Raw genomic sequence first — 15342 nt, forward strand, 5'->3', positions numbered from 1 at the left:
CTATTGGCAATGGCCAGACCGGCGTGCCTCGGCGATGCAGAGCCGCAACGCATTACCGGGGAGGGCGGCATGGCAACGGACGGCAGACTGGCAGGGCGCATCGCCATCGTCACGGGCGCGGCCTCGGGTCTGGGCCAGGGTATCGCCCGCCGCTTCGTGCGCGAGGGGGCGACGGTGGTGATGACCGACATCGACCCCGCCGGTGCCGCCGAGGCCGAGGTCGCCGGTGCGTCCGCCCTGTTCCTGGGTCATGACGTCGCCCGCGAGGACGACTGGCGGGCGGTGATGGCCGAGGTCGAGGCCCGCTTCGGCCGGCTCGATATCCTGGTCAACTGCGCCGGGGTGACGCTGATGGGCTCGGTCGAGGACGTCAGCATGGAGGCCTTCGACCGCACCTGGGCGATCAACACCCGGGGCGCGTTGCTGGGGTGCCGTGGCGCCATCGCCCTGATGAAGCGCGGCGGTGGCGGCGCCATTATCAACATTGCCTCGGTATCGTCATTCAAGCCGATGGCGGAGCTGGTCGCCTACAATGCGTCCAAGGCGGCGCTGGCGCTGATGAGCCAGTCGATCGCGCTGCACTGCGCGAAAAGTGGCTATGGCATCCGCTGCAACACCATCAGCCCCGGCGTCATCCGTACCGCGATGCTGGAGAAGGTGATCGCCCAGGTTGACGACGGCGAGGCGCTGATGGCCGGGTACAAGGCGATGCACCCCATCGGCCGCATCGGCGAGCCGGAGGACATCGCCAGCATGGCGGTGTTCCTCGCCTCCGACGAGTCGCGCTTCATCACCGGCGTCAACTATGCCGTGGATGGCGGCCTCGGTATCGACTGAGGCAAAAGGCCGGCCGTGGGAGCGGACGGGATCAGCTCTTCGCGCGGGCCGGTTTCTTGTCGCCGGCCGGGGTGTCGACGCCGGCCTGGGCGAGCACCGCTTCCGGCCGCTGATTGCGCGGCAGGTTCTTCAGCCGGGTGTAGTGGGTCTTGAACGCGGCCAGCTCGGCGCCGGCAAGCGTGAACCCGGTGGGCAGCTTGGCGCCGGCAGGGTTGATCGCCTTGCCGTTGTGATGAACCTCGTAGTGCAGGTGCGGACCGGTCGACAGGCCCGTCGAGCCGACATAGGCGACGACCTGGCCCTGGGCGACGCGCGCACCGACGCGCAGGCCCTTGGCGAACCGGCTGAGGTGGGAATAGGACGTCTCGTAGCCGCCGCCATGCCGGATTTTCACGTAGTTGCCGTGGCCACGGTTGTAACCGGCGACCACCACGGTGCCCGAGCCGGCAGCCATCACCGGCGTGCCGGTGCCGGCCGCGAAGTCGACGCCCTTGTGCAGTCGGCTGTAGCCGAGAATCGGGTGCAGGCGCAGGCCGAAGCCGGAGGTCATGCGGGCGCCGTCCACCGGCGTTTTCATCAGCAGTCGCTTGATCGATGAGCCGTTGGCGTTGAAGAACTGCGCCTTCTCGCCGCGGGGCGCGAACCACACCAGCTCGACATCCGGGCGTTTGCCGTCACGATCCAGCTTGGCGTAGAGCAGGCGGCCGGTCTTGACCTCGCCGGTCTCGGCGACCTCGCGCTCGAAGACCAGGCTGAAGCGGTCCTTGCTGCCGACATCGCGTTCAAAGTCGACGCTGTAGCTCAGCGCCTTGATGTACTGGCTGACAATGCCGCCCGGCGCGCCCAGCTCGCGCGCCGAGACGAAGATGCCCCGGCCAACCTCGCCGTCGACGAAAGCGGGGGCATTGATGACGCGGATTGGCGACGTGTTGACGAGATAGGTCGAGCCGAGCCGGGCCAGCTGGACCCGCATGTCGAACGACGGGCGGAACGCCAGCGTCTCCACCGGCCGGGGCTCCTTGCTGGAGATGCGGCGCCCGAGGGTGACCTTGAGCTGCTCGCCGGACGGCGGGTCGACAATGCGGCCGTGCTCGCCCAGCGACTGGACGATGGCGTTGGCCTCGCGATAGGAAACGCCGGCCCGGCGCAGCACGCCGACCAGGGTGTCGCCACGATTGTAGCGGATGTCCTTGCTGATCCGGTCAGGTTCGGGGGTGGCGGCGAGCGGCGTCGCCAGGGCGGTCATCGGTACCTGTTCGCCGGTGCGGGCGCCTTCCTTGAGGGGGCGGATGACCGCGGGTTCCAGCGCCCTGATCTGTTCGGGGCTGCGCTCCTGGGGCGGCGGCGACGGAAAAGCCTGCGGCGGCGAGCCCAGCGCCAGCGAGGTCGCGGTGCTGATCAGCGCGCTGATGGTGATGAGGCCGCGCCACCAGCGCAGCGAGCCGATCTGATGGCCCAGATCGACGGCAAGATCAAACTCGCCGCCGGGAAGCGGGAAGGTCGGTGATGCACCGCGATGTTCGTGAGCAAGCGAAAGGAGCCCTGTTCTCAGCACCCCGTGGTCTCCGTGTTGCCCCACCCGAAACGATACAGTCATCGCCGCCAGAAGCGGTTTCGACTCGCGAAAAATGTCCCCCGGAGTTGGCGATGTCAAATCAAAATGCTTAATAATGCGGTCACATGCGACATGGTATACATTCCCTAGAGGTGGTTGCCCGCATATCCACAATATCTTTGGTCTCCGGACTTGACTGTATTGTGCGATGCGGCAAACTGGCGGGGATATGGGCGCGTTGGGCTTGACCAAGATCACGGCCGTCCTGGGGCCGACCAACACCGGAAAAACCCATCTGGCGGTTGAACGGCTGTGCGCCCACGCTTCCGGCATGATGGGGTTTCCGCTCAGGCTGCTGGCCCGCGAGGTCTATGACCGGGTGGTGGCAATCAAGGGCGCGGCGCAGGTGGCGCTGATCACCGGCGAGGAACGCATCCTGCCGCCCGATGCCCGCTACTTCCTCTGCACGGCTGAATCGATGCCGCTGGAGCGCGATGTCGGCTTCGTCGCGCTCGACGAGGCGCAGATGGGCGCCACCGACGAGCGCGGCCACATCTTCACCGACCGGCTGCTGCGGGCGCGCGGGCGCGACGAGACGATGATCCTCGGCTCCGACAGTCTGCGGCCGCTGGTGGCCAGGCTGGTGCCGGAGGCCGAGATCATCGCCCGGCCGCGCTTCTCGACGCTGAGCTACATGGAGCCGCGCAAGCTGTCGCGGCTGCCCAAGCGCAGCGCCATCGTCGCCTTTTCCACCGAGCAGGTCTATGCCATCGGCGAGATGCTGCGGCGACAGCGCGGCGGTGTCGCGGTGGTGATGGGCTCGCTCAGTCCGCGCACCCGCAACGCCCAGGTGGCGATGTACCAGTCAGGCGAGGTCGATTATCTGGTGGCCACCGACGCCATCGGCATGGGCCTCAACATGGACATCGCCCATGTCGCCTTCGCCGGCCTGCACAAGTTCGACGGCCGCCGCCATCGTCGGCTGACACCGGCGGAAATGGCGCAGATCGCCGGCCGGGCCGGCCGCCACCAGCGCGACGGCACTTTCGGCGCCGTGCAGTTCGAGGAGGGGCGGGGGTTCACCCCGGAGGAAGTGGTGGCGATCGAGGGGCACAGCTTCCAGCCACTGCAGTCGCTGCGCTGGCGCAACGCCAATCTGGATTTCTCGTCGGTCGATGGCCTGCTGCGGTCGCTCGATCGCCGCCCCGACCGGCCGGAGCTGAGCCGGGCCGATGACGCGGTGGACCTCGCGGTGCTCAGGCTGCTGGCGCAGGAGGCCGACGTGGCGGCGCGCACGACGCGGCCGGCGCGGGTGCGGCGGCTGTGGGACGCCTGCCAGATTCCCGACTATCGCAAGGTCAGCCCCGAGATTCACGCCCGTCTGGTGGGGCGCATCTTCCGTCATCTCTCGGAGGGCAGGGGCACGCTGCCCACCGACTGGGTGGCGGGCGAGGTGGCCCGGCTGGACGCCACGGGTGGTGACATCGAGACCATTGCCGGGCGCATCGCCGGCATCCGCACCTGGGCCTATGTCGCCCAGCGTGCCGACTGGCTCGACGATCCGAAACATTGGGCCGAGCGCACCCGCGCCGTCGAGGACAAGCTGTCGGACGTGCTGCACGAGCGGCTGATCCAGCGCTTCGTCGACCGTCGCACCTCGATCCTGCTGCGTGAGGCCGGTGGCCGGCATGCCATGGGCATCGAGGTTGCCGCCGACGGATCGGTGGAAGTGGAAGGGCAGGCCATCGGCACGCTGTCGGGCTTCACCTTCACCGTCGATCCCGCCACCCGGCACGATGATCGCCGCCGGGTGATGGCGGCGGCGGAACGGGTGCTGTCGGCCGAGATGGGGCGGCGGGCCCGTGCGCTCGCCAGCAGCGACGAGGAAGCCTTCACCCTGGACTATGCGCCGGTGTCGCCGCACGGCCGCATCCTGTGGCGCGGCGCGCTGGTCGCCACGCTGGCGGCCGGACGCTGCCCCTTGAGCCCGCAGATCCGGCTGGAGCCCGGCGCCGCCGGTCTGTGTCACGGCGACCGGGCATCGATCGCCGCCCGGCTGTCGGACTGGCTCGACAGTCAGATCGATCAGCATCTGGGGCCGCTCAAGCGGCTGGCGGCGGTCGCCAACGGCCACACCAGCGACCATAAGGACGGCAAGATCAATGGCGCCGCGCGCGGACTTGCCGTGCAGCTGGTGCAGGGGCTGGGGATTGCCCCGCGTGATCTGGCCGAGGCGCAGATCAAGGCGATGAGCCGCGAGGAGCGGCGCTGGGTGGCGCGTGCCGGGGTCCGGCTCGGCACCCGGCATCTGTTCGTCCCCGGACTGCTCAAGCCGTTGCCGACCCGCTGGCGGCTGGCGCTGTGGGCGGCGGCCAACCCCGGCCGGCTGACCGGCCTGCCGCGCGAAGGGGCGGTGACGATTGTGCGCGATCCTGTCGTGCCGGAGGCCTTTTACACCGTCGCCGGCTACTGGCCGGTGGTCGACAAGGCGATCCGGGTCGATGTGGTGGAGCGGCTGCTGCAGGCGCTGCGCGATGCCGCGCGCCAGGACAGGACCATCGTGCCGCCGGACTCGCTGGTGTCGATGGTCGGGCTGTCGCGCCCGGATTTCGCCCGGCTGATGATGGCGCTGGGCTATGGTCGGGCGACGGTCCCGGAGGAGGTCGCCGGCGGCGATGGCCCGGTGGTGGCGGCGTTCAGGTGGCGTGGCGATGCCCGCCGCAAGGCGCGGCCGGTGCCGGTGCCGGCCCGCGCCGACTCGCCGTTTTCGGTTCTGGCGCCGCTGCGTGGCGGCGGAGTGTGAGTTCAGAGAGGAGAATGCGCGTCTATGGGCAGCGGGACAGGCAGGGACACACAGTCGCAGCGTCTCGATAAATGGTTGTGGTTCGCGCGGTTGTTCAAGACCCGCGCCGAGGCGGCGGAGGTCTGCGCCAGCCGGCATCTGCGGCTCGATGGCCGGGTGGTCGACAAACCGCATGCGGCGGTGCGCATGGGCTCCGTCATCAGCTTTCCCAAGGCCGGCAAGGTGGTGGTGGTGAAGGTCGAGGGGATCGCCGACCATCGCGGCCCCTTCAATGCCGCCCGCCATCTCTATGTCGATCTCAGTCCCCAGCCCTGGCGAACCGTGGAGGCCGTGCCGGCACCGGCGTTGGAAGTCGCTGCATATCCTGGTTGACGGGGATGGCACGGCTTGGCTAGCAGGAGGCTCGGAAGTTGAAAGGGGAGCCCGAGCGCCATGGCCTACGTCGTCACTGAGGCGTGCATTCGCTGCAAGTATATGGATTGCGTGGAAGTCTGTCCGGTGGACTGCTTCTACGAGGGCGAGAACATGCTCGTCATCAACCCCAATGAGTGTATCGACTGCGGCGTCTGCGAACCGGAATGCCCGGCCGAGGCCATCCTGCCCGATACCGAGTCGGGTCTGGAGAAGTGGATGGAGCTCAACGCCAAGTTCTCCGCCGAGTGGCCGAACATCACGTCGAAGGGGCCGACGCCGGCCGACGCCGACGAATTCAAGGGCGTCGACGGCAAGTTCGACAAGTTCTTCTCGGACAAGCCGGGCCAGGGTAACTGAGCCCTGCCGGCCCGCTTGGCCGGTACGATATGACAGCGGGCATCGCTGGTGGCAGCCGCCGCCAGCGGTGCCCTTCATTGCATTGCGGTATAAAAGGGTGGCATTTCCCACCATTTCGTGTTACACAATCACGACGATGCTCAAAGCAGGCATTCGGATTGTCTTGACGTGAAACTTCTTGGCCATCGGCCTTTTCCCGGATGAAGCAGGCCAGTTCGCGGCCGCCATGTGTGGCCGGCGTCGGGACGATGTGTGTACACGTTCAGGGACTACGACAGGATATATATATGGCGACAAAATCTCTGAAGTTCGTTGTTGGCGATTATGTTGTCTATCCCAAGCATGGCGTTGGCCGGGTTATTGAGGTCGAGACCACGGATGTGGCGGGCGCCAAGCTGGATCTTTATGTGATTCGATTTGAAAAAGAGCGCATGACCCTGCGCGTCCCCACCAACAAGGCGGAAACCGTCGGCATGCGCAAGCTGTCGAGCCAGGCGACCCTGCAGGAGGCGCTGACGACGCTGAAGGGCAAGCCGCGGATCAAGCGCACCATGTGGTCGCGTCGCGCCCAGGAATATGAAGCCAAGATCAACTCGGGCGATCTGGTGTCGATCGCCGAGGTGGTGCGCGACCTGCATCGCGCCGAGGATCAGCCGGAGCAGTCCTACTCCGAGCGTCAGATCTACGAGGCGGCGATCAGCCGGCTCGCCCGCGAACTGGCGGCGATGGAGAACATCGACGAGCAGGCCGCGCAGGACAAGATCCACAAGGTTCTGAAGGCCGCCTGAGCCTTCGGTTCCGCACTGGCGCATGTGACGGCCGCCCCACGGGGCGGCCGTTGCCGTTTCAGCCGTCGCCGGCGATACGGGCCTGACGAGTCGTGCATGGCGCGGGATTGTTCGCGACCGGCGAAGACAGAAATCATGCCCTCGCGCTCGCCAAGAGCGCGAGGGCATATTAAGTTCCTGCCTCTCATTCGTGTTGCCCGGCGTGGGCAGAGCCGCGTTTCCCCCTCATTCAGCAGCTGGAAGGATACCCCGATGACGTTCAGGACATTGACCGCCGTTGCCTTGGCCATGGGCATGACCCTTGCCGCGGCGCCCGCCGTGCACGCGGCCGACGCGACCGCCATCGCCGCGCCCAGCGGCGTCTATGATCTCGATCCGACGCATACCAGTGTCACCTGGAAGGTCAGCCACTTCGGCCTGTCCAATTACACGGCACGTTTCGCCAGGACCGAGGGTTCGCTGACCTTCGATGCCGCCAAGCCGGAAAACAGCAAGGTGGTGGTGACCATCGACCCGGCCTCGGTGCGCACCGACTACCCGTACAAGGACAAGAAGGATTTCGACGCCGAGCTGGCGGGTGACAAGTTCTTCAATGCCGCCGCCTTCCCGAAGATCAGCTTCACCTCGACCAAGATCGAGCGGACCTCCGCCACCACGGGCCGCATCACCGGCACGCTGGAGTTCATGGGCAAGAGCCAGCCGCTGGTGCTGGAGGCGGTGCTCAACGGCGCCCTGGCGCAGCATCCGATGCGCAAGGTCGGCGCACTCGGCTTCTCCGCCACCACCCAGCTCAAGCGCAGCGATTTCGGCGTCGCCGCCTTTCTGCCGGCGGCGGTTGTCGGCGACACGGTAACCGTTATGATCGAAGCGGAATTTCTTCAGCAGAACTGAGATCGGAAGGACCGCCCATGACCACGACGTCCGCTGCCGCCAGCCGTTATTCGACGGTCGCCGTCATTCTCCACTGGCTGATCGCGCTGGCGATCATCGGCCTGCTGGTGGCGGGTTTCGTCATGGGCGATCTGCTGCATTCCGACAATCCGGCCGACAAGCAGCTCGGCTTCAAGATCATTCAGCTGCACAAGTCGCTGGGGTTGACGGTGCTGGTGCTGACGCTGGTGCGCCTGGCCTGGCGCATCGGCCACAAGCCGCCGGCGCTGCCCGCCAGCATGAAGCCGTGGGAGCGCAAGCTGTCGGTGGGCACTCACCATCTGTTCTATCTGCTGATGCTGGGCCTGCCGCTGTCGGGCTGGGCGCTGGTTTCCACCAGTTCGCTGGGCCTGCCCACCATGTGGTTCGACCTGTTCGCCTGGCCGAACATCGGCTTTCTCGCCGACATGGCGGCCGACGCCAGGAAAGCCGTGCATGAGTCGCTGGAAGAAGCCCATGAACTGCTGGCGTTTGCCATCATCGGCCTGCTGATCCTGCATGTGGCGGCGGCGCTGAAGCATCACCTGATCGACCGTGACGATGTGATGGCCCGCATGGTGCCGTGGCTGCGCGGCCGCTGAGGCAGCCCGCGCCCGGTTCCGGCCACTATCGCCGACGCGTATCTCCCGACGAGGAGTCCGACATGTCCGACCGATGCTCCCGGCGGGGAGGCTATCCGATGACGCGGCTGATGCCGGTGCCGGCGCTGGCCGTGGCCTTGGCCTTGGCCCTGGCGTTTGTCGGCGTCGGGCCGGCACGGGCGGCGGGCTGGGTGGTCGACCCCGCCCGCAGCCATATCCAGTTCGCCGGCGAGCACATGGGCAAGGCCTTCACCGGCCGCTTCGGCGCCTGGACGGCGGCGATCGACTTTGATCCGGCCAAGCCGGAGGCGTCCGTCATCAACGTCGTGATCGATCTCGCCTCGGCGCGAACCGGTGATGCCACCTACGACAAGACGCTGCCGACCGATGACTGGTTCGATACCGCACGAACCCCCAAGGCAACCTTCAGGGCGACGAAAGTCCGCGCCACCGGGCCGGGCACCTATGTGGCCAATGGCACGCTCGCCATGCGCGGTGTCGCGGTGCCGGTGACGTTGCCGTTCCAGCTGGCGATCAAGGGCGACGTCGCCACCATGAGCGGCCAGGTGACGCTCAAGCGCATCGACTGGGGCATCGGCAAGGGCTCGGACGCCGGCGGCGACTGGGTGTCGCTGGCGATTCCGGTCAGAATCAGCGTGGTGGCGCGCCGCAAGGGATAGCCCTTTGTGGCGGGAACCTCTGCCGCTGGCGCACTCAGTCCGGGTCAGTCAGCGCCGCGCAGCGGCCGGGCGCCGATGCCGTTCCAGTAGTTGAGGCGGATGTCGAGCGTTGTGACGCCGGCGGACGCGGTGAACGCCGCGGTGCTGGCCGGCGGCTTGCCGAAGCCGAGCTTGGGGTTGTTGGGGAAGCCGTATCCGTCCTTGAACAGGTCAAGCTTGCCGTTGAGGTTGCGGTCATGCAGCACTGACAGGGTGTAGCGGCCGGCGTCGGGCAGACTGACGCACACCTGCATCGCGCCGTGGGGCGGCACCGGCGTGTCGATGCGCTTGAACAGCTTGCCCTGGGCGCGCAGCACCTTGCGCGGCGCGAGGAAATCCTCGTCGGTGCCGGGGTAGAGTTCGACCCGCACCTGGCCCGTGCGATCCTTCAGGCCGACAACCCGCACCAGCACCGCCGGTCCTCCGTCGCAGGCGTGGGTGTCACCGGCAAGACCGGCGGGGAGTGCTGACGCCGCGAACATGGGAAGGAGGGCGGCGGTAGTGGTAATCCACGGCAAGAAGGCTCTCCCGATCGGCGATGGGGCCGAGGCCATCGCGGCTCTGTCATCGGACGGCACTATGAGCGTATTTTCCTGACGATATCGTGACTCCCGAGCACCATGGTTCAGCTGACCCGCCTCGACCGCTATGTCGCACGCCTGATGATCGTGCCGCTGTTCGCCAGCCTGACGGTGGCGGCGATGCTGCTGCTGCTGGAGCGCATGCTCAGCCTGTTCAACTTCGTCATCAACAAGGGCGGGCCGGTGGACGTGGTGTGGCGGATGCTCGCCAACCTGATGCCGGAACAGTTGGGGTTCGCCATTCCCGTCAGTCTGCTGCTGGCGGTGACGCTGACGGTCCGCCGGCTGACGCTGGGCGCCGAGTGGGATGCCTTGCAGGCGGCGGGTTTCAGTGCCTGGCGGCTGTTGCGTGCGCCGGTGCTGTTCGCGGTGCTGCTGGCCCTGGTGTCGACGTGGCTGATCGGGTTCCAGCAGCCCTATTCGCGTTATGCCTACGCCCGGCTGAAGTTCGAGCTGCAGTCCGGCGCGCTGGGTGCCAGCATCAAGGTCGGTGAGTTCGCCCGTGTCGGCGAACGTTCGGTGCTGCGGGTCGAGGCCTCGCGCGAGCAGGGGCGGCAACTGGAAGGGGTGTTCCTGCATTCCAGCGACAGGCACGGCCGCGATCTGGCGGTGTCGGCGCGCTGGGCGAGCTTCCTGCGTACCGACGATCCCGATATCCTGCTGTTGCGGTTGCATGAGGGAACGCTGATCCAGACCGGGCCCCAGGTGGCGCCGCCGCGCGTGCTTACCTTTTCGGTGCACGACATTCCCATCGACCTGCCGCGCATTGAGGCCTTTCGTCAGCGCAGCGACACGCGCATGGAAGTCACGCTGCCGGAACTGTGGCGGATCGCCGGGGATGCACGCCACCCCGAGGCGGTGCAACGGCAGGCGCGGGGCACCCTGCACCGTCGGCTGGCGCAGATCGCGGTGTTGTTCGTGCTGCCGTTCCTCGGGATCGCCATGGGGCCGACGCCCAAGCGCCAGGCCTCGGCGCTGGGCGTCTATCTCGGCATCGGTCTGCTGCTGCTGCTCAACGAGCTGATCAAGTCGGGCGAACGGGCAACCGCCGCCGGTGCCGATGTCGCGCTGGTGGTGTGGGGGCCTTTCCTGTTGTTCGCGACCCTGAGTGTCGGACTGTTCCTGGTGCTGGCCGAGAAGGCCGGCGGCCAGCCGCTGGCACCGTTCCACCTGACCGGGCGCAAGCTAGTCGTTCTCGGGCGCTGGCTCGGCCGGCGTCTTCGCTGGCACCGTCTGGTGGGTCGCCACGTAGGTGACAATGTGCAGGGCAAGCGTCAGCGCGCCGGCGGTGGCCAGCACGGCGGCGATGTCGGCCTGCGCCACGTCCATCAGGCCGCCCGCCGCGATGCCGGCGCCAGCGAAGGCGAGATCGCGACCGGGCAGGAAGGGGATGCGCGTCACCACCATGCGCAGGGTGATAAAGCCGAGCCAGACTCCCGGTGACGCCGCGGGCATCGCCACCCACCATTGCAGCGCCTGCACGACACTCACCACCGCCACCCGTCCGGCATGGATGCCGACCATGTAGAGGGCCAGCGTGGTATCGACCCCCAGAAGCCGCCCGCGCAGCAGTACAACGCCCGCCGAGAGCAGGATCGCCAGCCCCACCGCCATCCACAGCAGATTGGCGTGGCCGGCCAGCGCCGGCAGGCCCGAGCTCGTCGTCAGCAGCACCAGTAGCAGCACCGTGGCGCCATTGGAGGCAAGGCCGGAAAGCAGCGCGCTGTCCTTGACGTTGGAGAGGCTGGCCCGGTGGCCGAGGCCGAGATGCCGGTTGGCCCAGCGGTAGAGCAGGGCCTCGCCAGAATAATCGAGGATCGCCTCGTTATAGACCCGTTTGCGCAGCAATACCGGCAGCGTGGTCCAGCCGGTTCCCCAGAGTCGGTGGAAGATGAGCGTCTCCGATACCGGCAATGCCAGGTAGAGCACCAGTCCCAGCAGATAGAACCATGGCGAGGTGGGCAGGGCGGTCAACACCGCCGCCCAGCCGATCCCCCGCACCTGCCAGAGCAGGACGCCCAGCACCGTCATGGAGAGCAGCAGCCTGGTCCCGACCCGCAGTGCCGGGTGGTATCTGGTCAGGCGATCCGTCATCGGTCGTCAGGTTAGCCGTCGCGCACGGTGAGCGCCATGGGCGCGTCGAGCGTCGCCTGGCGGCTCAGGACCAGGCGGTCGAACAGGTCGAGATAGAGCGGTGCCGCCACATCGAGGCTGAAGGCCGCCGCCCGCGCCTGCAACCGGTGGGCATCGGCCGGGCGGTCGAGTGCCTGATGCAGGGCCTGCGCCAGTGCCGCCGGATCACCCGTGGGCACCAGCGGTCCGAGCGCGCCCTGATCCATCACCATGGCGACGCTGTCGGAGCAGCGCGTGGCGACCACCGGCGTGCCGCACGCCATTGCCTCCAGCAGCACCGAGGGCAGGCCTTCATAACGCGAGCTGACCACCAGCGCGCGCGCCTGCGCCAGCCAGCGGGGCACGTCGGCGGCATGACCCGGCAGGGTGACGCGATTCCCCAGACCGAGGGCGCGGATCTCGTCATCGAGGACGGATCGCTGTCGCCCCTCGCCGAGGATCATCAGTGTGCCGGGCCATACCGGCGCGATGCGGGCGAAGGCACGGATCAGCGTGATGAAGTCCTTCTGGGGCTCCAGCCGGCCGATGCCCAGTAGCAGCGGCGGGCGGCCGGCAAGCGGCCGGGGTGGCGTGTGCTCGGCCAGCAGGTCCAGCGAGATGGCGGGATTGGGGATCAGACTGATCCGGCGCTCGGGCAGACGCAGATATGCGAGGGCCTCGCCGCGCTGGGCGCTGGCGATGGCCACCACATGGTCGAACAGCTGGTGCTGCGCCTTGAGCCAGAGGCGGTTGACCAGGCGGACAGGGAGAGCGAGGTCGGTGCGATCGAGCGCGTTGCTGATCTTCCAGACCAGCGGCGGACAGGCGGTGCCCAGCATCGCGCGAACGACCGCCGCGGTGGCGGTGTAGCTGTTGCCTGGCACCAGCACGACGTCGGGCCGCTCGGTGCGGATGGTGTGCGCCAGGTGCAGGCAGAAGCCGACGAAGCCCAAGGCCTCGCGTCTCGGCGGTCGCCACTGGAGCAGTGCGGGCGGGCGACTGACGCTGGCCCGGGGCTGCGTCGCGGTGGTGACGAGCACCGTGCGTCCGCGCCGGCTCCAGGCACCGGCCAGCCGCATGGCGATCCGCTCGGAGCCGCCGCCGGCGACGTCGCGCAGCATGATCAGGATGGTCCGGGCGGTCATGCGGCCGCCAGCGCCTCGGACTCCCGTACTTGACGGCGATAATGCTCGAACAGCGCACTGAAGTGCTGATGCGGTGTCCACAGCCGGCCCGCCGCCAGGCAGGCGGCGTCGACCAGCGGCGCGCGGGGGCGCGCCAGCAGGCGCACGATGGCGGCGGCGCAGGCGCGGGAATCGCCGGCCCGATAGGTCTCGGCGAAATCGGGTCGGGCGATATCGGCGGCGCCGCCGCGATCGGGTGTCACCAGTGGCAGGCCGGCGCACAGGGCCTCGCCGACCGCCAGCCCGAAGGTCTCCGCCGCGCCGCCATGAACGAAGGCATCGGCACTCGCCAGCAGGGTGGCCAGCCGCCGACGGTCGCTGACCACGCCGGCCAGAGACACGCCCGGTACCCGGGCGGCCATGCGGCCGATGGCGGCTCGGGCAGGGCCATCACCGACAATGTAGAGGCCGATCGGCCGCTGGTGCCGCAACCGGGCGACGGCGCGAATGAGCACGCTCAGGCGCTTTTCCGGATGGTGCCGGCTGACCGCGATCAGCAAGGGGGTGTCGGGATCGTCGATGCCGCAGGCGGCCAGCATCGCCCGCCGGGTGTCCGGGCAGCGCAGGGCCGGCGAGAACAGCTGCTTCTCGATGCCGAAGGGGATGGCGACGGGTTGCTGTAGCCGGAAGCGTGCCAGCCGCGCCGCCAGCCAGTCGCCGGCGACGATGGTCTGGTCGAAACGCCGGCTGAGCTGGCGCAGATAATGCCAGAACCAGCCACAGGCGCGATCCACCGTGTCGGCGCTGACCACGCCGTCGAGCGCGGTGTGCGGATAGACCGCCACCGGATCCATGTGCATGACCAGCGCCCGGAACGCCTTGCCCCGCCAGCGGGCGACGACACGGGCGCCCGCCCAGGGGGAGGAGGCTTCCACGACGTCGGGCGCTTCCTCGTCGAGCACGGCATGGACGGCGGCGGCATCAGTGAAGCGGAAATAGCGCGGGTCGAACGGCTCGCGCGGGCTGGCGACCCAGCGGATGCGGCCGCCATCGGTCGACGCCTCGGTGGTGGTGAACGGTCCGGGCGCGACGATGGTCATGTCGACACCCAGCGTTGCCGCCGCCGCCAGCTTCTGCCGGATATAGGTGCGCACCCCACCACCGCGCTCGCTGTAGAACTCGGCGACGTCGACAATCTTCAACGGCCTGGCCGCCATTCCGTTCATCGCAGGGGCTGGAGCAGGTCACCCATGCGGGCGGCGGCGGGCGCCAGCCGGGCCGTTGTCAGCGGCGGCCAGCCGGCGATGACATCCCGGTAGGAGCGGAGCACGCCATCGAGCAGCGTGTCCCAGTCATAATGGGCGCTGGCTCGCCGGCCGGCATCACCCATGCGGTGCCTGAGTGCCAGGTCGCCGGCGAGGGCCGCCAGCCGATCGACCGCGGCGTCGAGGTTGCCGGGCGGCACCAGGTAGCCGGTCTCGCCATGGTGGACCAGCGTGTGGCTGCCCGTCGCGTCGACGCAGACGGTGGGCAGGCCGGAGGCCATGGCCTCCAGCGTCACGTTGCCGAATGCCTCGGTGACGCTGGGGTTGAAGAACATGTCGGCGCTGGCGTAGGCGCGCGCCAGCGCCTCGCCGGTCAGGAAGCCGGTGAAGCGCGCCAGGGGCAGGGCCTGGCGCAATGACTCCCGCTCCGGCCCGTCGCCGACCACGACAACCCGATGCCGGACACCACGGGCGGCCAGGGCGTCGGCGGCGGCGACGAACACGTCGAGCCCCTTTTCCCGCACCAGCCGGCCGACGAACAGCAGCACCGGTTCGTCGGGCGCGATGCCGAGGCTGGCCCGCCAGGCCGGGTCGCGGCGGTTCGGCGAGAACAGCGCACGATCGACGCCGCGATGCCAGATGTCCACCGGCTGCTGGATGCCGTCGGCCCGCAGCAGGGACGCGGTGCAGGCGGTCGGCACATAGAGGCGCTGGCAGCGGGCGTAGAAGCGGTTGAGGAACAGCTTGAGACCCGGTTCCAGCCAGCCCAGGCCGTAATAGCCAAGATAGGTCTCGAAGCGGGTATGGTAGGAGGCGACGGCCGGCAGTTCATGCTGCTGCGCGTAGCGCAGCGCCGCGCAGCCCAGAAGATCGGGCGATGAGACGTGAATCAGTGTTGGCGCGAAGGCGTCCAGGTCATCGCGCACCTTGCGGGGCATCCCCAGCGCCAGACGGTACTCGCGCCGGCGCGGGATCGAGACCGAGGGTACCGAGACAAGGTCGCCGGTGGGCGGGAAGGCAGGGGTGTCGGATGTCGGCGAATAGATCCGTACCGGGATCCCGCGCTTGAGCAGGTGACCGACCAGACGGTTGAGTGTGCCGTTGGCGCCATCCTTGACGTAATTGTAATTACCGGAAAACAGCGCGACGGGTCGCGTCCGTCAAGGTGGTGTAATTTCGGCTGTGGCCGTGGGCCATCGTCAGGCGGCTTTGGCGGTGATGTGTAGGGGCTGATTTTCCTCCTCGATCATGGGTTGGTTGAGTTCGGCCATGCCTT

14 protein-coding genes are annotated in these 15342 nt (G+C 68.2%); 9 read left to right on the plus strand and 5 right to left on the minus strand.

What is annotated here, in order from left to right:
• Nucleotides 1-69: 69 nt before the first annotated feature.
• On the plus strand, nucleotides 70-837 hold the full coding sequence (locus tag ABU113_RS03055) for an SDR family NAD(P)-dependent oxidoreductase (RefSeq protein ID WP_454558004.1): 768 nt from the start codon (nucleotides 70-72) through the stop codon (nucleotides 835-837).
• Nucleotides 838-868: 31 nt separating this feature from the next.
• Here the strand turns inward: ABU113_RS03055 and ABU113_RS03060 are convergent, their stop codons facing one another.
• Nucleotides 869-2392: a peptidoglycan DD-metalloendopeptidase family protein gene (locus tag ABU113_RS03060; RefSeq protein ID WP_454558005.1), complete on the minus strand. Its 1524-nt coding sequence runs from the start codon at nucleotides 2390-2392 to the stop codon at nucleotides 869-871.
• Between the two features lie 229 nt (nucleotides 2393-2621).
• Between ABU113_RS03060 and ABU113_RS03065 the strand changes: the two genes are divergently transcribed.
• The 7 genes from ABU113_RS03065 to ABU113_RS03095 all read left to right on the plus strand — a co-directional run bounded on the left by ABU113_RS03065 (nucleotide 2622) and on the right by ABU113_RS03095 (nucleotide 8945).
• The gene (locus ABU113_RS03065) at nucleotides 2622-5195 is read left to right on the plus strand and encodes a helicase-related protein (protein WP_454558006.1); all 2574 of its coding nucleotides are present in this window, start codon (nucleotides 2622-2624) and stop codon (nucleotides 5193-5195) included.
• Between the two features lie 24 nt (nucleotides 5196-5219).
• Nucleotides 5220-5567, plus strand: coding sequence for an RNA-binding S4 domain-containing protein (locus ABU113_RS03070; RefSeq protein ID WP_454558007.1), 348 nt, complete (start codon nucleotides 5220-5222; stop codon nucleotides 5565-5567).
• A 60-nt stretch (nucleotides 5568-5627) separates the two neighbouring features.
• Nucleotides 5628-5966: a ferredoxin FdxA gene (gene fdxA / locus ABU113_RS03075; RefSeq protein ID WP_454558008.1), complete on the plus strand. Its 339-nt coding sequence runs from the start codon at nucleotides 5628-5630 to the stop codon at nucleotides 5964-5966.
• Nucleotides 5967-6253: 287 nt separating this feature from the next.
• On the plus strand, nucleotides 6254-6754 hold the full coding sequence (locus ABU113_RS03080; protein WP_454558009.1) for a CarD family transcriptional regulator: 501 nt from the start codon (nucleotides 6254-6256) through the stop codon (nucleotides 6752-6754).
• A 288-nt stretch (nucleotides 6755-7042) separates the two neighbouring features.
• Nucleotides 7043-7645, plus strand: a complete 603-nt coding sequence (locus tag ABU113_RS03085; protein ID WP_454558010.1) for a YceI family protein — start codon at nucleotides 7043-7045, stop codon at nucleotides 7643-7645.
• 17 nt (nucleotides 7646-7662) lie between these two features.
• Complete coding sequence (locus ABU113_RS03090; protein WP_454558011.1) at nucleotides 7663-8265, plus strand: cytochrome b; 603 nt, start codon at nucleotides 7663-7665, stop codon at nucleotides 8263-8265.
• Between the two features lie 98 nt (nucleotides 8266-8363).
• Nucleotides 8364-8945, plus strand: coding sequence for a YceI family protein (locus ABU113_RS03095; protein ID WP_454558012.1), 582 nt, complete (start codon nucleotides 8364-8366; stop codon nucleotides 8943-8945).
• 44 nt (nucleotides 8946-8989) lie between these two features.
• Here the strand turns inward: ABU113_RS03095 and ABU113_RS03100 are convergent, their stop codons facing one another.
• Entirely contained in the window at nucleotides 8990-9466 is a 477-nt protein-coding gene (locus ABU113_RS03100) for a DUF2141 domain-containing protein (protein WP_454558013.1), read from the minus strand.
• A 138-nt stretch (nucleotides 9467-9604) separates the two neighbouring features.
• On the opposite strand from ABU113_RS03100, the gene ABU113_RS03105 reads away from it, so the two are divergent.
• Nucleotides 9605-11008: an LptF/LptG family permease gene (locus tag ABU113_RS03105; protein ID WP_454558014.1), complete on the plus strand. Its 1404-nt coding sequence runs from the start codon at nucleotides 9605-9607 to the stop codon at nucleotides 11006-11008.
• Between the two features lie 662 nt (nucleotides 11009-11670).
• On the opposite strand, the gene ABU113_RS03110 is transcribed toward ABU113_RS03105, so the two are convergent.
• Genes ABU113_RS03110 through ABU113_RS03120 form a run of 3 tightly spaced genes read right to left on the minus strand, consistent with a single transcriptional unit; the run spans nucleotide 11671 to nucleotide 15208 of the window.
• Nucleotides 11671-12822, minus strand: a complete 1152-nt coding sequence (locus ABU113_RS03110) for a glycosyltransferase (protein WP_454558015.1) — start codon at nucleotides 12820-12822, stop codon at nucleotides 11671-11673.
• Nucleotides 12819-14003 (minus strand): glycosyltransferase, encoded by a 1185-nt coding sequence (locus tag ABU113_RS03115; RefSeq protein ID WP_454558016.1) that lies wholly within the window; start codon nucleotides 14001-14003, stop codon nucleotides 12819-12821. Before ABU113_RS03115 ends, ABU113_RS03110 begins: the two co-directional genes overlap by 4 nt.
• 20 nt (nucleotides 14004-14023) lie before the next feature.
• Nucleotides 14024-15208 carry a glycosyltransferase family 4 protein gene (locus ABU113_RS03120; RefSeq protein ID WP_454558023.1) on the minus strand — a complete coding sequence of 395 codons (1185 nt, stop codon included), beginning with the start codon at nucleotides 15206-15208 and terminating at the stop codon, nucleotides 14024-14026.
• Between the last annotated feature and the right edge of the window lie 134 nt (nucleotides 15209-15342).

The sequence above is a fragment of the Parapedomonas caeni genome (genome assembly GCF_041060555.1).
Taxonomy (GTDB): domain Bacteria; phylum Pseudomonadota; class Alphaproteobacteria; order Sphingomonadales; family Sphingomonadaceae; genus CAUJIW01.